At 76.8% G+C, this 19,547-nt stretch carries 18 protein-coding genes; 8 read left to right on the top strand and 10 right to left on the bottom strand.

Annotated features, from left to right (window positions below):
- Window positions 1-11: 11 nt before the first annotated feature.
- The gene (locus tag ACI781_RS11130) at window positions 12-245 is read left to right on the top strand and encodes a DUF2630 family protein (RefSeq protein WP_456566163.1); all 234 of its coding nucleotides are present in this window, start codon (window positions 12-14) and stop codon (window positions 243-245) included.
- Window positions 246-299: 54 nt separating this feature from the next.
- Here the strand turns inward: ACI781_RS11130 and ACI781_RS11125 are convergent, their stop codons facing one another.
- Window positions 300-1,511 (bottom strand): PucR family transcriptional regulator, encoded by a 1,212-nt coding sequence (locus tag ACI781_RS11125; protein WP_456566162.1) that lies wholly within the window; start codon window positions 1,509-1,511, stop codon window positions 300-302.
- A gap of 242 nt (window positions 1,512-1,753) precedes the next feature.
- Between ACI781_RS11125 and ACI781_RS11120 the strand changes: the two genes are divergently transcribed.
- The 7 genes from ACI781_RS11120 to ACI781_RS11090 all read left to right on the top strand — a co-directional run bounded on the left by ACI781_RS11120 (window position 1,754) and on the right by ACI781_RS11090 (window position 9,827).
- Complete coding sequence (locus ACI781_RS11120; protein ID WP_456566161.1) at window positions 1,754-2,572, top strand: ABC transporter ATP-binding protein; 819 nt, start codon at window positions 1,754-1,756, stop codon at window positions 2,570-2,572.
- Window positions 2,565-3,344 (top strand): ABC transporter ATP-binding protein, encoded by a 780-nt coding sequence (locus tag ACI781_RS11115; protein ID WP_456566160.1) that lies wholly within the window; start codon window positions 2,565-2,567, stop codon window positions 3,342-3,344. The genes ACI781_RS11120 and ACI781_RS11115 overlap by 8 nt, the downstream gene beginning before the upstream one ends.
- A 27-nt stretch (window positions 3,345-3,371) precedes the next feature.
- On the top strand, window positions 3,372-4,259 hold the full coding sequence (locus ACI781_RS11110) for a branched-chain amino acid ABC transporter permease (protein WP_456566159.1): 888 nt from the start codon (window positions 3,372-3,374) through the stop codon (window positions 4,257-4,259).
- Between the two features lie 2 nt (window positions 4,260-4,261).
- A complete protein-coding gene (locus ACI781_RS11105; RefSeq protein ID WP_456566158.1) occupies window positions 4,262-5,440 on the top strand; it encodes a branched-chain amino acid ABC transporter permease in 1,179 nt (392 codons plus the stop codon).
- A 118-nt stretch (window positions 5,441-5,558) separates the two neighbouring features.
- Window positions 5,559-6,923 carry an ABC transporter substrate-binding protein gene (locus ACI781_RS11100; protein ID WP_456566157.1) on the top strand — a complete coding sequence of 455 codons (1,365 nt, stop codon included), beginning with the start codon at window positions 5,559-5,561 and terminating at the stop codon, window positions 6,921-6,923.
- A 168-nt stretch (window positions 6,924-7,091) separates the two neighbouring features.
- Window positions 7,092-8,069: a UDP-glucuronic acid decarboxylase family protein gene (locus tag ACI781_RS11095; RefSeq protein WP_456566156.1), complete on the top strand. Its 978-nt coding sequence runs from the start codon at window positions 7,092-7,094 to the stop codon at window positions 8,067-8,069.
- Between the two features lie 99 nt (window positions 8,070-8,168).
- Window positions 8,169-9,827 carry a VWA domain-containing protein gene (locus tag ACI781_RS11090; RefSeq protein WP_456566155.1) on the top strand — a complete coding sequence of 553 codons (1,659 nt, stop codon included), beginning with the start codon at window positions 8,169-8,171 and terminating at the stop codon, window positions 9,825-9,827.
- 19 nt (window positions 9,828-9,846) lie between these two features.
- Here ACI781_RS11090 and ACI781_RS11085 read toward each other — a convergent pair whose 3' ends face one another.
- The 9 genes from ACI781_RS11085 to ACI781_RS11045 form a co-directional block, all read right to left on the bottom strand.
- Entirely contained in the window at window positions 9,847-10,782 is a 936-nt protein-coding gene (locus ACI781_RS11085; protein WP_456566154.1) for a glycosyltransferase family 9 protein, read from the bottom strand.
- An 89-nt stretch (window positions 10,783-10,871) separates the two neighbouring features.
- Complete coding sequence (gene rfaE2 / locus ACI781_RS11080) at window positions 10,872-12,263, bottom strand: D-glycero-beta-D-manno-heptose 1-phosphate adenylyltransferase (RefSeq protein ID WP_456566153.1); 1,392 nt, start codon at window positions 12,261-12,263, stop codon at window positions 10,872-10,874.
- Entirely contained in the window at window positions 12,260-12,925 is a 666-nt protein-coding gene (locus ACI781_RS11075) for a D-sedoheptulose-7-phosphate isomerase (protein ID WP_456566152.1), read from the bottom strand. The genes rfaE2 and ACI781_RS11075 overlap by 4 nt, the downstream gene beginning before the upstream one ends.
- The gene (locus ACI781_RS11070) at window positions 12,922-14,142 is read right to left on the bottom strand and encodes a glycosyltransferase (protein WP_456566151.1); all 1,221 of its coding nucleotides are present in this window, start codon (window positions 14,140-14,142) and stop codon (window positions 12,922-12,924) included. The genes ACI781_RS11075 and ACI781_RS11070 overlap by 4 nt, the downstream gene beginning before the upstream one ends.
- Complete coding sequence (locus ACI781_RS11065) at window positions 14,139-15,131, bottom strand: glycosyltransferase (RefSeq protein ID WP_456566150.1); 993 nt, start codon at window positions 15,129-15,131, stop codon at window positions 14,139-14,141. Before ACI781_RS11065 ends, ACI781_RS11070 begins: the two co-directional genes overlap by 4 nt.
- Window positions 15,128-16,129 (bottom strand): glycosyltransferase family 9 protein, encoded by a 1,002-nt coding sequence (locus ACI781_RS11060; RefSeq protein WP_456566149.1) that lies wholly within the window; start codon window positions 16,127-16,129, stop codon window positions 15,128-15,130. The genes ACI781_RS11065 and ACI781_RS11060 overlap by 4 nt, the downstream gene beginning before the upstream one ends.
- Window positions 16,126-17,631: an HAD-IIIA family hydrolase gene (locus ACI781_RS11055; RefSeq protein ID WP_456566148.1), complete on the bottom strand. Its 1,506-nt coding sequence runs from the start codon at window positions 17,629-17,631 to the stop codon at window positions 16,126-16,128. The genes ACI781_RS11060 and ACI781_RS11055 overlap by 4 nt, the downstream gene beginning before the upstream one ends.
- Before the next feature lie 154 nt (window positions 17,632-17,785).
- Window positions 17,786-18,280 (bottom strand): MarR family winged helix-turn-helix transcriptional regulator, encoded by a 495-nt coding sequence (locus ACI781_RS11050; protein WP_456566147.1) that lies wholly within the window; start codon window positions 18,278-18,280, stop codon window positions 17,786-17,788.
- Between the two features lie 25 nt (window positions 18,281-18,305).
- Complete coding sequence (locus ACI781_RS11045) at window positions 18,306-19,235, bottom strand: hypothetical protein (RefSeq protein ID WP_456566146.1); 930 nt, start codon at window positions 19,233-19,235, stop codon at window positions 18,306-18,308.
- Window positions 19,236-19,547: the final 312 nt, after the last annotated feature.

Raw genomic sequence — 19,547 nt, 5'->3', positions numbered from 1 at the left:
GGACGGCGGCCATGGACGAGAAGGACCTGCTGAGCCGCATCCACGCGCTGGTCGACGAGGAGCACGCGCTCCGCGAGGGCGGCGAGCACACCGACGAGCAGCGGTCGCGCATGCAGGAGCTGGAGACCCAGCTGGACCAGTGCTGGGACCTCCTCCGGCAGCGGCGCGCCAAGCGGCAGTACGACGAGGACCCCGACCAGGCCGAGGTCCGCCCGGCCACCGAGGTCGAGGGCTACCTGCAGTGAGGGAGCGCAGCTCCCCGTCCTCCGGCCCCCGTGCGGGGGCACGGGGGCCGTCCCTCAGGCGGCGGGGTGGGCCGGGCGCAGCTGCGGCGCCCCCAGCAGGGCCAGCTGCCACAGCAGCCGGGCCCGCGGGTCGGTGACCTTGCGCCCGGTCACCGACTCGATCCGCCGCAGCCGGTGCATGACCGTGTTCCGGTGGCAGTAGAGCTCGTCGGCGGCGCGGGTCGGCGACCCGTCGGCGGCGAGAAACGCGGCGAGGGTGTCCAGCAGCACCGACTGCTCGTCCTCGGGCAGCTCCAGCAGCCCGCCCAGGGACTGGCCGACCAGCCGTGAGCGGATCTCCGGGGAGTTGCTCAGCAGGGCCTCGGGCAGCCGGTCGTCGATGGTGACGACCTGGCTCGTGCCGACGGGCAGGGTGCGGGCCGCCGTCTCGGCCAGCCGGTAAGCCGTCGCGACCCCGGCGCCGCCCTCCACCTCGGCCGAGACCCCCACCGGGCCGGCCGCCATCGCGCGCAGCCAGCCCAGGACGTCGGTGGACCGGCGCGGACCGAGGGCGACCACGCCCACCTGCGCCCCGGACCGCTCGCCCCACACCGAGCGGACGCCGCGCCGCAGCAGCCCGGCGGCCGGGTCGGTCAGGCCGGGTCGCCCCTCCTCGTCGGGGACGGCGACGACGGCGAGCAGCCGGCCCTCCAGCGGCATGCCGAGCAGCTCCGACGCCGAGCGCAGGAACGTCGGGTCCCCGCCGCGGCCGTCGAGCAGGCCGTCCAGCACCTGCCGCCGCGCGGCGTCGTCCACCGACTCCAGCCGCCGCTGCTCCTCGCGGTAGCCCTCGGCGACCGCGCCGCACTCGACGTCGTTGGTCCGCCAGACCGAACCGGCGATGTCGACCAGGAGGGTGTCGTTGGACCCGCCGGCCCCCCGCGCGACGACCAGCAGCGTCTCCCAGGTGATCTGCCCGCCCAGGCGGTAGGCCCGCAGCACCGCCTCCAGCGGGATGCCCTGGGCGGCGCGCCGCCGCCCCACCTCGCGGGCCTCGACGGTCTGCACCTGCCGGGTGCCGCCGGCGACCGCCACCAGGCTGCGGATGCCGCCGGCCAGCCCCGCCCGGGTCGAGCGGCGCAGCTCCACGAGGTCCAGCTCGCGGTAGGTCGGCTCGGTGCGCATCAGCACGTCGACCATGCGGTCGACCATCGCGTCGATCTCGTCGAACAGCCGCGGCGCGACCTCGCCCAGCCGGGCGGCCACGTCCGACGGGTACACGGTCACCGCCCACCTCCACCCGCGCTGCGCTGCGCCCAATCCGGACCGTCGATCACTGTGCGTCGCGCCCATTGTGACCGGGCTCACCGTGGAGCAACCTCATCGGGACGTAGCCGTGACCCAATCGTCGTCCGCCGCAACCCGGTCGGGGGACCTCCTACCGCACGAGGAGACGTGGGCCCGTGGCGCACCCGCCGCACCACCGAGAGACCCCGGGACCGGACCGGTCCCCCACCGCACGGCTGGAGATGACCGGCATCAGCGTCGCCTTCGGCGGCGTGACGGCCCTCGAGGACGTCTCGCTGACCGTCGAGCCCGGCCACGTGCACGGCCTGATCGGGCCCAACGGCGCCGGCAAGACGACGATGTTCAACGTCGCCTGCGGCCTCGTCCGGCCCACGGCGGGCCGGATCACCTGGCGCGGCGGCGAGCTGCGCCGGTTGCGGCCGGCGCAGCTGACCGGGCTGGGCATCGCCCGCACCCTGCAGGGCGTCGGCCTGTTCCCGGGCATGACGGTCCTGGAGAACGTGATGGTCGGCGCGCACCGGCACGCCCGGGCCGGCTTCCTCTCGGCGCTGTTCGCCGTCCCCACCGCCGACCGCGACGAGGAGCGGTTGCGCCGCCGCGCGCTGGACGCCCTCGCCGAGCTCGACGCCACCGGCTACGCGGAGCGCTACCCCGGCAGCCTCCCGTACCCGGTGCAGAAGCGGGTCGCGCTGGCCCGCGCGCTGGTGTCCGAGCCGGAGCTGCTGCTGCTCGACGAGCCCGCCAGCGGCCTGTCCGAGGACGAGATGTACGAGCTCGGCGAGCTGATCGGCTCCGTCTCGTCGCGGATGAGCGTGCTGCTGGTCGAGCACCACATGGACCTGGTCATGCGGGTCTGCGACCGCATCACCGTCCTGGACTCGGGCCGGCAGATCGCCGTCGGCACCCCCGAGGAGATCCGCGCCGACCCCGCCGTCACCGAGGCCTACCTCGGCGACGACGTCGACGTCGCCGCCGACGCGGCCGAGCTCGGCACCGGCCGGCACGGCGCCCCCAGCACCGAGGAGGCCCCCCGTGGCTGAGCCGCACGGCAGCACCGCGTCCGGGCAGGGCGGCCCGGCCACCCCCGGGGGGACCGCCACCGCCACCGGGCTCCTGGAGGTCGAGGGCCTGACGACGTCCTACGGCCCGGTCCGCGCGCTCGACGGGGTGAGCCTGCGCGCCGAGACCGGCCGGATCACCGCCGTCCTCGGGGCCAACGGCGCCGGGAAGACGACGCTGCTGCGCTCCATCAGCGGGCTGGTCCGCCCGACCGCCGGCCGGGTCCTGCTCGACGGGCAGGACATCACCCGGGCGCCGGTCGAGGCGATGGTGCACAAGGGCATGGCGCACGTGCCCGAGGGCCGCGGCGTCATCGCCGAGCTCACCGTCGACGAGAACCTCCGCGTCGGCTCGCTGTTCCGCGGCAAGGTGGGGCGCGAGGAGTTCGACCGGGTGTACGAGCTGTTCCCGCGGATCGCCGAGCGGCGGGACAACCCCGCGCACACGCTCTCCGGCGGCGAGCGGCAGATGCTCGTCATCGGCCGGGCGCTGCTCGCCCGCCCGCGGCTCCTGCTGCTCGACGAGCCCTCGCTGGGCCTGGCCCCGCGGATCGTCGCGCAGATCTTCGGGCTGGTGCGGCAGCTGGTCGACGCCGAGGGGCTCTCGGTGCTGCTCGTCGAGCAGAACGCCCGCAGCGCCCTGTCGGTGGCCGACACCGGCGTCGTGCTCAACCTCGGCCGCGTCGTCGTCACCGACGACGCCCGCACCCTCGCCGCCGACGAGGACCTGCGGCACGCCTACCTCGGCTTCTGACCCCTCGGCCTCAGGAGGCAGTCCCTCGTGGAGCAGTTCCTCAGCCTCACCCTCGGCGGGGTGGTCAACGGCTCGGTCTACGCCGCGTTCGCCCTGGCGCTCGTGCTGATCTGGCGGTCCACCCGGATCGTCAACTTCGCGCAGGGCTCGATGGCTGCGGCCACCACCTTCATCGCCGTCGCGGTCATCGACGCCGGCGGGTCCTACTGGCTCGGGCTGGTCGTCGCCCTGCTGGCCGGCCTGGTCATGGGCGCGCTCGTCGAGCGCGTCGTCGTCCGGCCCGTCGAGGGCGGTCCCGAGCTCAACGCCGTCATCGTCACGCTCGGCCTGTTCGTCGCCATCCAGGCCCTCGTCGCCCTCGTCGCCGGCGTCGACGAGCGGGCGTTCGTCCCGCCGTTCAGCAAGGTCGGGTACGAGGTGCGCGAGGGCTTCACCCTGCTCTCGCTGTCGCCCAACTCGATCTGGACCGTCGGCGCCGTCCTGGTCACCATGCTGGCGCTGATCGCCCTGTTCCGCTTCACCCGGCTGGGGCTGGCGATGCGGGCGTCGGCCTTCGGCCAGGAGGTCGCCCGGCTCCTGGGCGTCCGGGTCGGCCGGATGCTGACGCTGGGCTGGGCGCTGGCCGCGGTGGTCGGCGCCCTGGCGGGCATGCTGATCGCCGGTGACGTCTCCTTCGTCGGGCCCACCTTCATGGACACCCTGATCGTCTTCGGCTTCGTCGCCGCGGTGCTGGGCGGCCTGGACTCACCGATCGGCGCCGTGGTCGGCGGCCTGCTGCTGGGCCTGGCACTCAACTACGTGCGGGGCTACCTCGACGACTCCCTGCTCGGCATGGCCGCGCTGGTGATCCTCGTCGTGGTCCTGCTGGTCCGCCCCGGCGGGCTCTTCTCCACCACCGCAGCGCGGAGGGCGTGACCGTGAGCGAGACACAGACCCCCACCGGGGAGCCGGGCGCGGCGTCCGACCGCGCGCCCACCACCGCCACCGCGGGGGCGAACGCCTCGTCGGCCCGCGGCAGCGGGCGCCGGTCCCTGCTCCCCCGCAGCACCCTCCTGCGACACCTGGTGGTGCTGGTGGCCGGCGCCGCCCTGGCGGTGCTGCTGCTCGAGAGCACCGAGCTCAACACCAACATTAAGCTGGGCAACGTCGCCTACCTCGCCGTCGCCGCCGGGGGGCTGACCCTGCTGACCGGCCTGTCCGGGCAGATCTCGCTGGGGCACGGGGCGCTGATGGCCGTCGGCGCGTACACGACGGCCCTGATGCTCGACGTCGAGCGGGGCGACGAGCCGCCCGCCCTGGCCCTGGTCCTCCTGGTCGCCGTCGCCGCGACGACGCTCGTCGGGGCCCTGGTCGGAGTCGCCGCCGCCCGGCTGCACGGTCCGTACCTGGCCGGCGCGACCCTGGCGCTCGCCGTCGGACTCCCCGGGCTGGCGCTGTACTTCGGCGACACCCTGGGCGGCGAGCAGGGCCTGACCGTCCGGCCGCCGGAGCGGCCGGAGTGGTTCGACCAGACGATCGAGCAGCTGTCCGGTGCGGCGGGGCGCGGCCTCAACGACAAGTGGGTCGCCTACATCGCCGTCGTCTGCCTGCTGATCTCCTACTTCTTCCTCGCCAACCTGATGCGCAGCCGGATGGGCCGGACCTGGCGCGCGGTGCGCGACCAGGAGGTCGCCGCGGAGCTCGCCGGCATCTCGCTCGGCGGCTGGCGAGTGCTCGCCTTCGTGGTGAGCGCCGCCGCCGCGGGCCTGGCGGGGGCCGTGCTGGCCATCGTGGTCCAGCTGGCCGCCCCGGGGTCGTTCCTCCCGGTCCTGTCGCTGTCCCTGCTCACGGCCATCGTGATCGGCGGCCTCGGCAGCCTCTTCGGCGCACTGCTCGGCTCGGCGCTGCTGGTCTTCCTCCCCCCGTGGCTCATCGACATCGGCCGGGACGTGTTCGACATGGAGGAGGCCCAGGCCTCGCAGTCCTCCTTCGTCGTCTACGGCCTGCTGCTGGTGGTGACGATGCTGTTCGCCCCCGCCGGCCTGGTGGGGACCATCCGCCTGGCGCTGCTGCGGCGGCGGGCCGCGCGCGCGCTCGGCCGCCCCGGCGGGGGGTGAGCGACGCGACGAGACCACCGGCCTCGGTGACGGGCGATCCGCCACCCGTCGCCTGCCAAGTACGGCGCACCCTCCCGACCCCCGGGCAGAGCGGCCCGGGCAACCCCAAGGAGCACCCTTGACGCGAACCTCCCGACGCCTCGTGGGCGTCCTGGCCGCGGCGACGATCGCCACCACCATGGCCGCCTGTGGCGGCGACGACGACGACGGTGGCGGCGGTGGCGGCGGTGGCGGTGGCGGCACCGCCGCGGACAACGAGGCCACCGGCCCGGGCATGACCGAGGACACGATCACCCTCGGCGGGCACTTCCCGCTGACCGGCCGCGCCGCGCCGGGCTACAGCGAGATCCCGACCGGCATGCAGGCGTACTTCGACTACGTCAACGCCAACGGCGGCGTGTACGACCGGCAGATCGAGTGGGTCTACCGCGACGACGCCTACAACCCCACCAACACCAGCACCGTGGTGCGCGAGCTGGTGCTGGAGGAGGAGGTCTTCGCCATCGTGGGCGGCCTCGGCACGCCCACGCACAACGCGGTCCTCGACTTCCTCAACACCGAGGAGATCCCCGACCTCTTCGTCGCCTCGGGCTCCTCGCTGTGGGACGACCCGGAGAACCTCCCGTACACGTTCGGCTGGCAGACCGACTACGAGAGCGAGGGGAAGATCATCGGCCAGTACATCGCCGAGAACTTCCCGGATGCGAGGGTCGGACTGTTCCTCCAGGACGACGACCTGGGCGAGGACGGCGAGCGGGGCGTCCGGCAGTACCTCGACGACGACCAGATCGTCGAGGTGCAGACCTACACGCCGGGCAACGTCGACGTGGGGCCGCAGATGGCGGCGCTGCAGGGCTCCGGGGCCGACTTCGTGCTCGGGTTCAACGTCCCGGCGTACACCGCACTGACGCAGTTGGCCGCCCGGAACCTGAACTACACGCCGCAGTGGTGGTACTCGAACATCGGATCCGCCCCGGATCTCGTCGGCTCGCTGCTCGGGGCCTTCTCCCAGGGTGCGGTGAGCGGCGCCTCGGCCCTGGCGAACATCTACACGACCGCCTACATCCCGACGGTGGACCAGGTCGACGACCCCTGGATCCAGCTGTTCCAGCGCATCTGGGACGAGTCCGGCCAGGAGGGCGTGCTCACCAACACCCGCGTCTACGGCATGGCGCTGGCCTACACGACCGTGCAGGCGCTGCAGGCGGCCGGCCGCAACCCCACCGGTGACGACCTGGTCGCCGCGGTGGAGGAGGCCGGTGGTGACTGGCGGGGGCCGTTGTTCACGGAGTTCCGCTACTCCGCGGACCGGCACGCCGGCGTCAACGGGATGTCCGTGGTGCAGTTCGACGACCAGGGTGTCGGCCAGCCGCTGACGCCGCTGCTGGTGACCGACGTCGGCGACGCGGAGATCGAGGAGTACGACGGCGAGCCCATCGCACCGCCGGAGAGCGGCATCCCGGACGAGGAGGCCGTGAACTAGCCGCAGGGCTGCTCGGCGGCCGCCGGTCCCCCTCGGGGCCGGCGGCCGTCGCGCGCAGGACGCGCCCGCGACACTCAGGTCTCTAAGTGTGTGGCCGGCCGGGCCCGGGGTAGGAGCGCCCCGGACGTGCGCCCCGCGCGTCCGTGCCCCGGTGCGAGGAGGACGGCGATGGTGCACGCGACGCGGGAGATCCGGCGCGCGGTGGTGACCGGGGGCGCGGGCTTCCTCGGCTCGCACCTGTGCGAGCACCTGCTCGACCGCGGCGTCGAGGTGGTCTGCCTGGACAACTTCCTCACCGGCTCGCCGCAGAACGTCGTCCACCTGCTGGAGCACCCCGGGTTCCGGCTGGTGCGCTGCGACGTGACCGACTTCGTGCACGTGCCGGGGCGAGTGGACCTGGTCCTGCACTTCGCCTCCCCGGCCAGCCCCATCGACTACCTGAAGATGCCGATCGAGACCCTCAAGGTGGGCAGCCTCGGCACGCTGCACACCCTCGGGCTGGCCCACGAGAAGGGCGCCCGCTACGTGCTGGCCTCCACCTCCGAGGTGTACGGCGACCCGCTGCAGCACCCGCAGACCGAGGAGTACTGGGGCAACGTCAACCCGGTCGGCCCGCGCGGGGTGTACGACGAGGCGAAGCGGTTCAGCGAGGCGATGACGACGGCCTACCGGACGTCGAAGGGCACCGACACCGGCATCGTGCGCATCTTCAACACCTACGGCCCGCGCATGCGCCCCGACGACGGTCGTGCCATCCCCGCCTTCGTCGGCCAGGCCCTGAGCGGCCGGCCACTGACCGTCGCCGGGGACGGCTCGCAGACCCGCTCGATCTGCTTCGTGGACGACACGGTGCGCGGGATCCTCGCCATGGCGTTCTCCGGGCACGCGGGGCCGGTCAACATCGGCAACCCCGACGAGCTGTCGATGCTGGAGTTGGCACAGCGGATCGTGCGGATGACCGGCTCGAGCTCCCCGGTGGAGTTCATCGACCTCCCGGTCGACGACCCGAAGGTCCGCCGTCCCGACACCACGCGGGCCGAGCAGCTGCTCGGCTGGCGGCCGCGGGTGCCGTCGGAGGAGGGCCTGCGCCGGACCGTCGACTGGTTCGCCGGGCAGGTCCGGCTGGCCGGCCGCGCCGCCGGCTGACCGGCTCCGCTCGCGGCCGCGCGGACCGGGCCCGGCCCCTTACGCTGGGTCCGGCGAGGGGGGTCGCCACGAGTGTCCGGACGACGACGGAGCGCATCGATGGGTCGGCATGCCAGTCCTGCCTCGGGCGGCCGCCGCGGCTGGCCGCCACCGCCGGCCGTCCTGGTGGCGGCGCTGGCCGTCGTCGTCCTCGTCGCCGGGGGGCTGGTGTGGTGGCTGGCCGGCTCCGGGGACGACGACGCCGCCGCCTCCTGCGGGGAGCCGCAGACGGTCCGCGTGACCGTCGCGCCGGAGCTGGTCCCGGTCGTGCAGGACCTGCTGGCCGGCGACGCGCTGGGCGACTGCGGCGGCGCGGAGGTCACCGGCGAGGACCCGCTGCAGACCACGGCCGCACTGACCGCCGGCGCCGACACGGGGCTGCCCGACGTGTGGGTGCCCGACTCCTCCATCTGGCCCGCGCAGGTCGAGGGCGCGCAGCTGGACCCGGCCGGGTCGATGGCGACCTCGCCGGTGGTGCTGGCGACCAGCCGGGCGTCGGCCGAGGCCCTCGTCCCCGGCGGGGACACCCCGCCGTGGCTGGACCTGGTCGTCGCGGCGCTGGGCGCCGGGCGGTCGGTGCCGTCGGCCGACCTCACCGGGCAGGCGCGGCAGATCGGCGTCTCGCTGGCCGTCGACGAGACCGGCGGCGGCGACGGCGAGACGTCCGACGCGGAGCTGCAGGCCTCGCTCGCGCTGTCGGAGGCCGGCGCGACCCTCGAGGAGGTCCGCGACGCCGCCGTGCGCGGCGACGCCGACGCGGGGCTGTTCGCCGCGACCGAGCAGGACGTGCTCGCCAGCCACCTGGCCGGGGACTCCGAGCTCGTCGCCCTCTACCCCGCGGGTGGCTCACCCTCCCTGGACTACCCGGTGGTGCGGGCCGGTGACCCGGGCGGGGACCGCCGGGAGGCCGTCGACGCGGTCGTGGCCCGGCTGACCTCCGGCGCGGCGGCCGAGGCGGTGCGCGCCGCGGGCTTCCGCGACGCCGACGGCGCCGCCCCGGACGCGGCTGGTCCCGACACCGGCACGCAGGAGGCGGCACCCGAGCGGCTGCCGATGGAGCCCGACGCGGCGCAGGCGGCGATCGAGCAGGCCAACCGGGTGCTGGCGCCCTCGCGGCTGCTGGCGGTGATCGACACGTCCACCTCGATGGAGGCCGCTGCGGGCTCCGGCAGCCGCATCGAGCTGGCCGTCGACGCGGCGCGGACCGCGCTGACCCTGCTGCCGGACGAGTTCTCGGTCGGCCTGTGGACCTTCGCCTACCAGGTGGACGGCAGTGACGACCACGTCGAGCAGGTGCCGCTGCGCGCCCTCGACGCCGACGTCGACGGGGCCTCGCAGCGGGCGGCGCTGGCCGCGGCGCTGGAGACGCTCCCGGGGTCCCTGTCCTCGGGCGGGACCGGGCTGTACGACACGGCGCTGGCCGCCGTCCGCGCCGCCCGCGAGGAGTACCAGGAGGGCGCGGTGTCCAGCGTCGTCCTGCTGACCGACGGCACCAACGACGACGACGCCAGCGGCATCTCGCTGCAGGGCCTGGTGGACACGCTGCGCGCGGAGGCCGACCCCGACCGGCCGGTGCAGCTCATCGGCGTCGCGCTGGGCCCGGAGGCGGACCTGGCGGCGCTGCAGCAGATGGCCGAGGCCACCGACGGCCGCGCCTACGACGCCCAGGACCCCGCGGACCTGCAGGCGGTGCTGTTCGACGCGATCCGCCGCCGCTGAGCGCGGGGCCGCGACGCCGTCACACGGGCGCCGCGGCGAGCACCCCGTCCAGCGCGCCGACCACCTCGTCCACCGTGATCCGGGCCAGCGCCGGGTCGAGCGCGGTCCCCCAGGGGTCGCCCGTGCCGTCGCCGTGCCAGAGGACGGCGTGCAGCGGGCCGCCGCCCGGCGCCGTACGCGGCGGCGGACCCCACAGCGCCGGGGACACCGGCCCGAACAGCACCACCGAGGGCCGCCGGTAGGCCGTGGCCAGGTGTGCCGTCCCGGTGTCGCCGCTGACCACCACCCGGGCGTCGGCCACGAGCGCGGCCAGTTCCAGCGCGGTCGTCGTCCCGGCGAGGACGGCGTCCTCCCCCAGGCCGGCGGCGGCGGCGACCTCGCGCGCGAGCGCGACCTCGGCGGGGCCGCCGGTGACCCGCACGTCGTGCCCGGCCCCGGCCAGGTGGCGGGCGACGGCGGCGAACCGGTCGGCCGGCCAGCGGCGCCCGGGGAAGGCCGCGCCGGGGTGCACCAGCGCCGCCCCGCGCACCGGCGGGGGCACGTCGGGTACCGCGAGGTCCAGCGCGTCGGGGTCGGCGGGCACGCCCAGGCCCTCGGCGACCAGGCGGCACCAGCGCCGCACCTCGTGCTCGTCGGGGCGCCACCGGGGGCCGGGGTAGCCGGGGCTGTCGAAGGTCAGCAGCCGCCGCGGGTGCAGGGCGGCGACGACCGCGTGCGACAGCGGGCCCTTGCCGTGCAGGTCGACGGCGAGGTCCGGCGGCGGGCCGGCCCAGTCCAGCGGCTCCAGCTCGCGGGCGGGCAGCACCTCGTCGACCACGTCGACCAGCCCGGCCAGCGGCGCCAGCGCGGCCGTGGTGGCCAGCACCAGCCGGTGGCCGGGCGCCGCCGCCCGGACCGCCCGGAGCGCGGGCACCCCGGTCAGCAGGTCCCCCAGCCCCAGCGGCCGCAGCACCACCGCGACGTCCTGGTCCGGCTCACGCCTGGAACGGCCCCGCTGCAGGGGCCCGCGCCGAGCCTGCGAGGCGTGGGGGGCAGCGGGGTCCTTCACCACACGCGGGAGCGCTCGACCAGCGCGGTCGTGGAGTGGCCGTCCAGGTAGGGCAGGACGACGGCCTGCCCACCCCAGGTCCGCAGCACCGCGGCCTCGGGCAGGTCCGCGCCGGCGTAGTCCCCGCCCTTGGCCCACACGTCGGGCCGCAGCCGGTCCAGCACCTGCGCCGGGGTGTCCTCGTCGAAGACGACGACCGCGTCGACGAACTCCAGCGCCTCCAGCACCCGCGCCCGGTCGGCGGCGGTCACCAGCGGCCGCGACGGCCCCTTGAGCCGGCGCACCGAGTCGTCGGAGTTGATGCACACCACCAGGCAGTCGCCCAGCCCGCGGGCTGCGCGGAGCGTGGCGACGTGCCCGGGGTGGACGAGGTCGAAGCAGCCGCCGGTCGCCACCACCGTGCCGCCGGCGGCGCGCACCCGGGCGATCACGGAGTCCACGCCCGGCTCGGCGATGACGTTGGGCGCCGGCGCGTCGCGGCGGCCGCCGTCCCAGTGCGCGGCGCCCCCGCGGCCGACGAACGCCGACGCCGACGCGACCGCGCCGGCCACCGCCTCCCCGGTGACGGTGCCCTCGGCGAGCAGCAGCGCGGCGGCCGCGGCGAAGGAGTCGCCGGCACCGCAGGGGTCGCCGCCGGTCACCGGCACCGCCGGCACGACCATCGGCGCGCCCTGGCCGTAGGAGAGCAGCGCGCCGCGGGACCCGAGCGTCACCGCCACCGCGCCCACGCCCCAGTACCGGATCAGCGCCTCGGCGCGGGCGCCGACGGCGGCCAGCCCGTCACCCTCGGGCGCCACGCCGGAGGCCGCGGCCACGCGGGCGGCCTCCGCGCCGTTGGGGGTCACCAGCCGGGTCGCCGGCACCGGGTCGGCGCCGCGCGGGTGCGGGTCCCAGACGATCGGCCCGCCGGCGGCGGCCAGCGCCTCGCGGACGGCGGCGGACGCCGTCGTCCCCCGGCCGTAGTCGGCGACCAGCACCGCGGCCGCCTCGCGCAGCACCGCACGGGCCTCCTCGGGCAGGGCGCCGAGGCGGGCGACGGGGTCGCCGCTGTCGATGCGCACCACGGAGTGGTCGCCCACCCGGACGCGCTGCTTGACGGCGGTGCCGCCGGTGGCGGGGACCTCGACCAGCCGGACGCGGCCGGCCAGCAGCGCCCGCAGCCGGTCGGCGCCCTCGTCGTCGGCCATGGGGGTGACCAGCACGACGGGGCGGGAGGTCTGCGCCGCGGCGATGACGGCGGCCAGCGCCGCGCCGCCGGGGCGCTGGCGGGTCTCGACGTCCTCGACGACGGGCACCGGGGCGTCCGGGGTGAGCCGGGACGCCGTCCCGACCAGGTCGACGTCCAGCAGCGCGTCGCCGACGACGACCAGCGGCCGCTCGTCGGTCATCGCGCGACGCCCAGGCGGGTGGTGGGCACGCGGGCCGGCTCGGCCAGCACCGCCGCGTCGAACGCCGCGCACAGCAGGTGCAGCGCGACCAGGTGGCACTCCTGCACGGTCGCGGTCCACGGGGAGTCGATGGCGACGGCCTCGTCGGCCTCGGCGGCCAGCGGGTTGGGCGCCGGTCCGGTCATCGCCAGCACGGTCATGCCGCACTCGCGGGCGCGGCGGGCGGCGGCGACGGCGTTCGGCGAGCGGCCGCTGGTGGAGAGCAGGACGACGACGTCGCCGGCGCGGCCGTGCGCCTCGACCTGCCGGGCGAACAGCTCGTCGGCCGGGTAGTCGTTGGCGATCGCGGTCAGCGACGAGGTCTCGGCGGTCAGGCAGATTGCCGAGAACGGCGACCGGTCGGCGCGGTAGCGGCCGACCAGCTCCGCGGTGAGGTGCTGGGCCTGCGCCGCGCTGCCACCGTTGCCCGCGGCCAGCAGCCGCCCGCGCGACTGCCCGCACAGGACGTCGGCCAGCAGCCGCCCCCACCGGTCGAGGGTCTCCACGTGCCCGCTCACGTCCCGCAGCGCCGCGGTCAGCGAGGCGACGTGGTCGTGGCCGGTCAGGTGCGTGCACGAGTCGGGCGAGACGACCTCGCCGGCCGAGTGCGGGGCGACGGTCATCGGACGACCTCCACGGGTCGGGTCGGGCTGGCCTGGGACGGGATGGCCAGGACCTGGCGGTAGACGGCCTCGGTGTCGGCCACGACGCGGGCCCACCGGTAGCGGGAGCGGACCCGGCGCACGCCGGCGGCGCCGTAGGCCGCGCGGCGCTCGTCGTCGGCGAGCAGCGCGGCCAGGGCCTCGCCGAGCCGCCCGGGGTCACGGGGCGGGACGAGGTCGCCGGTGACCCCGTCGACGACGCTGTCGACGAGCCCCCCGACGGCGGTGGCCACGACGGCCCGGCCGCAGGCCATGGCCTCCAGCGGGGTGATGCCGAACGGCTCGTACCAGGGCACGGCCAGCACGACGTCGGCCGAGCGCACCCAGGCGGGGACGGCGGCGCGGGCGACCGCGCCGGTGAACACGAGCCGGTCGGCGACACCGGCCTCGGCGGCCACGGCCCGCAGCCGCCGCACCTCGGGGTCGCGGTCCAGCTCGTCGGCCGGCGGGCCGCCGACGACGACGAGCTCGGCGTCGGGGACGGCGGCCAGGGCGCGGACGGCGTCGTCCTGCCCCTTCCGCTCGACCAGCCGGCCGAGCACCAGCAGCCGCGGCCGGCCCGAGCGGGGCGCGACCGGCCCCCGCGGGGTGAAGACGGCGGTGTCCACCCCGCACGGGACGACCGACACCTTCTCCCGCGGCAGGCCCAGCCGGCGCAGCTCGAACACCTCGTCGGAGCAGGTGGCCACGACGTGGCGCGTGGTGCGGCACAGCGACCGCTCCAGGTCCACGCGCTGCGGCGGGGAGGTGTCCGCGGCGCCCTGGTGGCGGCGCTTGACCGAGCCGAGGGCGTGGAAGGTCTGCAGCACCGGGAGGTCGCCGGCTGCGGCGACGCTGGCCAGCCCGCTCATCCAGAAGTGGGCGTGCACGAGGTCGGGGCGGTCGGCGGCCCACTCGCGGCGCAGGCCGCGGGAGAACTCGGGCATGTGCCGCAGCAGGTCGTCCTTGGGCAGGGCCCGCTCGGGGCCGGCCGTCACGTGCCGGACCCGGTAGCCGTCCTGGGTGACCACCTCGTCGGGCAGGGCGACGTCGTCGCGGCGGGTGTGCACGGTGACGTCGTGGCCGCGGGCGGCCAGGCCGGCCGCCAGCGCCGCGACGTGCACGTTCTGCCCGCCGGCGTCGACGCCGCCGATCGCGGCCAGCGGCGAGGCGTGCTCGCTCACCAACGAGATCCTCATCGGGTGACCTCCTCCAGGAGCTCGTCCCAGTCCGCCAGGAAGCGGGCCAGGCCGTACCGCTCGAGCGCGGCCGCGCGGGCGGCCTTGCCGGCGAGCCGGGCGGCGTCGGGGTCGTCGAGGAGGCCCCGGACGGCCGCCCACAGCCGCTCGGGCCGGGTCGAGACGACGCCCGCCTCGGCCGGGACCGCCTCCACCACCTCGGTGGTGGCCAGCGCGACCACGGGCATGCCCAGGTGCATGGCCTCCAGCAGCGACAGGCCCAGCGAGGTCCAGCGCACCGGGTGCACGTAGACGCGGCGGCGGGCCAGCTCGGCGTGCATCGCCGCCTGCGGCGGGTCGTCGAACAGCGTGACCCGGTCGGGGTCCAGCCCGTACCGCTCGTGCAGGCCGGCCAGGCCCATGCCGAAGACGTCGACGGGCGCGACCGCCGCCAGCCCCGGCAGCAGGTCGGCGCCGACGGTGCGGCCGCGGCGGACCGGTTCGTTGCTGACCACGGCGGCCCGGGCGAGCTCGCCGGTCCAGCGCTCCCCCGGGTCGACGATCCCGTGCTCGATCACCGTCGTCGGCGCCCGGCCGTTGTCGTAGAAGAGCCGGTTGAAGTGGGTGACGTGCGCGATCGGGACGTCGTCACGGTCGGCCAGCGGGTGCCGCGTGAGCGGTACCGGTGCGGCTCCGTCGTCCAGGCCGGGCGCGTTGTGCTCGAGGAAGACCGCGGGCAGGTCGCGGCCGGGTTCGCGGCCCAGCCACTGCCGGCACAGCTCCAGGTCGCGGGTGCGCTGGAGGACGACGACGTCGATGCCGCCGGCGTCGCTGAGCGCCCGCAGCTCCTCCGGGGTCACCTCGCGGACCGAGGCCGGCCAGTCCCAGGTGCGGGCGCGGCCCAGCCCGTCGGCGTCGCGGCCGGGCGTGACCGGGACCAGGTACTCGTGGGCGCCCTCGACGAACGCCGTCGTCCAGGAGCCGTGCACGTGCCAGACCAGCACCCTCATGCGGCGATCACCTTCTCGACGGCGGCGACGACGTCGGCGGCGGTCACCGAGGTCAGGCAGGGGTGGCCGGGCACGGGGCACACGCGGGCCCGCGTGTCGCGGCAGGGGGCGTCCTGGTCGCCCAGCAGCACGGTCGGCACGCCGTAGGGCGCCCAGCGGGCGGCGGGCACGACCGGGGCGAACAGCGAGACGACCGGGGTGCCGACGGCGGCGGCCAGGTGCGCCGGGCCGGTGTTGCCGACGACGACGGCCGCGGCGCCGTCCAGCAGCGCGGCCACCTCCGCCAGGCTGGTGGCGCCGCCGAGGTCCTCGCCGCGGGTGCCGGCGACCGCGGCGGTGAGCGCCCGCTCCCCCGGCCCCCCGGTGACCAGCACGCGGTGGCCGGCGTCGGCCAGGGCCTCGACCGCCTCGGCGCACCGGCCGGCCGGCCAGGCGCGGGCGGGCACGCTCGCGCCCGGGTGCAGCACGACGTAGCCGGGCTCGCGCCCGGTCGCCGGCAGGGGACGGCGGACGGCGAGCCGGCCGTCGTCGCCCGGGGGCAGCGCGAAGCCGGCCGCGCGGGCCAGCGACAGGGCGCGCTCGGGCTCGGGCAGGTCGTCCTCGACGCGGTGCCGGACGTCGAGCAGCGAGCCCGGGTAGTCGACGCTGGTCGCCGAGATCCGCCCGACGCCGGCCGCCCGGAGCAGCAGCGCCAGCGGCAGCGGCGACTGGTGGAACGACGTGGAGACGACGGCCTCGTCGGGCGCCAGCGCGCGGACCCGCTCGGTGAGCGCGGCCAGGTCGGCGGCGTCGACCGGCGGCGGGTCGCCGAGGATCCACGGGCAGGCCCAGGTCCACACCTCGTCGACGCCGGGCAGCAGCGCGGCGGCCGCCGCCCCGGCCGGCCCGGCGAGGAACACGACCCGGTCGGCGCCGTGCGCGACGGCGCGCACCAGCGGGCCCTGCAGGAGCACGTCCCCGGCGTTGTCCAGCCGGGCCACCAGGACCGTCCGGGTCACCAGGCACCGGCCAGGACGTCGTCCACCGCGCCGGTCAGGGTCTGCGCGACGTGCGGCGCGGCCGCAACCTCGGACCGCCGGGTGACCGGCGTCGGGACCATGATCCCGGTGGCGCCGGCCGCGGCGGCGGCCTCGACGTCGGCGGCGATGTCGCCGATCACCACGCAGCGGGCGGGGTCGACGCCCAGCTCGGCGCAGGCGGTCTTCACCATGCCGGGGGCCGGCTTGCGGCAGGCGCAGCCGTCGTCGGGGCCGTGCGGGCAGTACTGGACCGTGTCGAAGGGGCCGAGCAGCTCCGCCAGCCGGGCCATGCAGGCGTCGACCTGGGCGGTGGTGATCAGGCCGCGGGCGACGCCGGACTGGTTGCTCACCACGCCGACCCGCACGCCGCGGGCGCGCAGCGCGTCGACGGCCTCGCGGGCGCCGGGCACGGGCCGCACGAGCGCGGGGTCGCCGTTGTAGGGGTAGTCGCGGACGAGCGTCCCGTCGCGGTCGAACAGCACCAGGTCGGGCAGCCCCCGCCAGCGGGTCACCCGCCGGTGCGCGACGGCGCCGCGCAGGAAGTGCCAGGTGGCCAGCGGCGGGATGACCGCGCTGGTGGCCAGCATCGTCGCCACCTCGGCGCGGTCGCGCGGACCGGGGGCGATGCGCGCCCAGGCGAACTCGGCGGTGCCGGCGGCCCAGGCGAGGGCGGCGGCCGCGGCGGCGCGGGGGCGGCGGGCGGCGGCGAGACCGAGCGCGGCGACCGCGGCGGCGGTGACTGCCAGGTGCCGGGGGCGGCGGCCCAGCGGGGCGTCGGCGCGGTCCGCCGCCCGCCAGCCGGGCCCGTGCAGCCGGCGCATCAGGACGTCGTCGGCGTTGCCCGCCTGCACCCGGACGCTGACCCAGCGGTCGGTCGGCCGCACCGGGTGGGTGATCCACCGCTCCCCGCGGACCAGCCGGGCGCCGGTGTCCAGCACCCGCAGCGCGAGGTCGGAGTCCTCGCGGAACGCGCGGGGGAAGCGCTCGTCGAAGCCGCCGACCGCCGCCAGGGCGGCGCGGCGGTAGGCGAGGTCGGCGGTGATCCACGCGCTGGTGGCGAGCCCCGCGGTGCCGCGCTCCCAGTCGGTCGGGCGGCGGTGCCCGGGCAGCGGCACCCGCACCCGGCCCTGGCTGCCGGCCACGTCGGCGGGGAGGTCGGCGAGGTCGGCGGCCAGCCGCCGGTACCAGTCGGCGTCGGGGACGACGTCGTCGTCGAGGAAGGCGATCCACCCCGTGCGGGCGACCCGCCAGCCGAGGTTGCGCGCCCGCGCGGGGCCGCCCCCGCCGGTGCGGACGACGCGCACCGGGGGCAGCCCGGGTCGCTCGGGGCGCAGCGGCTCGCCGGTGGGGCGGTCGTCGACGAGCACGAGCTCGGCGGGCCGGTCCCCGGGCGCCGCGGCGAGGGCGTCGAGCAGGGCGTCCAGCGACGGTCGGCCGATGGTCGGCACGACGACGGTGACCTGCGCGAGCACCCCTGGCACGAGATGCGTCGTGCCCGACCGATCCGGAACGAAACACTACGGGCTTGAAGTTTCTGCCGGCCGCGGGTGACCGGCCCGTGCCGTCGGCGGCACGCGGGGCTGTCTTTGGGGTCCGGCCGGGCGGGGAGGGGCGGCTCCGGTGCTGGTCAGGCGGTCAGCGACGGGACCGGGCGGCAGCGGAGACCCGGGCGAGGGCGTCGGTCACCACCGCGACGTCGTTGCCCAGGCGCGCGAGCAGGTGCGCGACCAGGTCGTCGTGCGTCGGGGCCGCCTCGCGGAGCTTGGCCCGGCCGGCGTCGGTGAGCCGGGCGTGCAGCAGCCGGCGGTCGTCGGCGGCGCGCTCGCGGACGACGAGGCCCTCGGTGACCAGCCGGGTGACGGTGCTGGTGACGCCGCCGCGGGACAGGCCGAGCGCCTCGGCGACCTCGCCCATGCTGGCCCGCTGTCCCGGGGCCTCCGCGATCCGGCGCAGCGCCTCGAAGCCGGTCAGCGAGATGCCGTGCTGCCGGTGGAGCGCGGAGTCCACGCGGCGGGTGATGCGGTCGTGCACCTGCACGATGCGCAGCCACGTCTCCTCCGGCCGCGGCGCGGCCCCGGAGAGGTCGGCGACGTCGGGGACGGCGGACGCCACGGCGCGGTCCGGGAGCACCCGTCCATGGTCCCCTGACTCCGCCTCAGGCGCTCCCGGACGGGCGGCGCGCGGCGCGACCGCGGAGGGCCGCCACGCCGAGACCGCCGGCCGCCACCGACAGCGCCGCGCCGGCCAGCACCAGCGGCCAGACGGCGCCGTCGCCGGCCCCCGCCGGGCTCTCGGCCGCGGCGATCCGCAGGTCGACGGCGACGGTGGTCGAGGTGACGCCCCCCACCACGACGAGCGTGGTCGCGCCCGTCGGGGCGGCGGCGGGGATCCGCACGTCGGCCGCCACCAACCCGGTCACGTCGGCGACCGAGGTGGCGATCTGCGTGCCGTCCTCGAGGAGCACCGCCACCGTCTCGCCCGCCGCGAAGCCGGAGGCGGTGAGGGTGACGACGTCCCCCGCGGCGACCACCGACGCCGGCCCGCTGGCGGCGGTCAGCGCGGCCGTGGGCCCCGGCAGGTCCCCGGCCGGCACGGGGCCGCCGTCCGCCGGCAGGTCGTCGGTGCCCGCCGACCCGGACATCGGCGGCACCGTCGCCTCGGCGGTCGGGGGCGCGATCGCCGCGCAGTCCTCTTGTGCCGGGCGGGTGAACTCGAAGCCGCTCAGCTCGTCGACGTAGGCGGTGCCCGAGTCGTCGAGGGCGGTGAACAGCAGCCGCGTGTCGATGGTCTCGCCCCAGTCGACGTCGCCGGTGCGCAGCTCGACCGTCTGCCCCGGGTCCAGGCGCGCCTGGTCCTCGCCGGCCGGGCGGCGGGTGGAGGCCAGGACGACCTCGTAGGCCACCGTGCCCGCGGTCACCTCGACGGCGACCCCGCCGGGCCGGCAGCTCGGGCCGTGGGTGACCCGCGCCTCGGGGCGCGTGGGGTCGTCGATGGCCTGGGCGGGGGCGGCGACCGCGATCCCCCACGAGGCGAGGCCGGCCGCGAGTGCGCCGAGGACGGCGGACGAGCGGGCGACTCGCGGCAACGCACCGGACGGCACGCAGTTCCCCCTCGAGCAGTGTGCTGCCGGGGACCGCGGATGCGCGGTCTCGGCCCTCACATGATGAACGCTGTGACACGTCCCGGACGGTGTGTCACTGACGCTTCTGGCGTGTCGGCGCGGCGTGTCGCGAGAAATCCGCCCGCCGCCCCCTCTCCACCCGCCACCCCCTCTCCACCCGCCACCCCGCCGTCCCCCCTCCGCGCGGCCGTCCCCGTGCACCCGGCACCCGCAACCCGTGCCGAGATCGGCGATCTCGGCGGCATCAGCGGCTCATACCGCCGAGATCGCCGATCT

It is taken from the genome of Blastococcus sp. SYSU D00695, from assembly GCF_054050555.1.
Note: the sequence above shows the minus strand (reverse complement) of the source record. Positions and strands in the feature narration are given on the sequence as shown.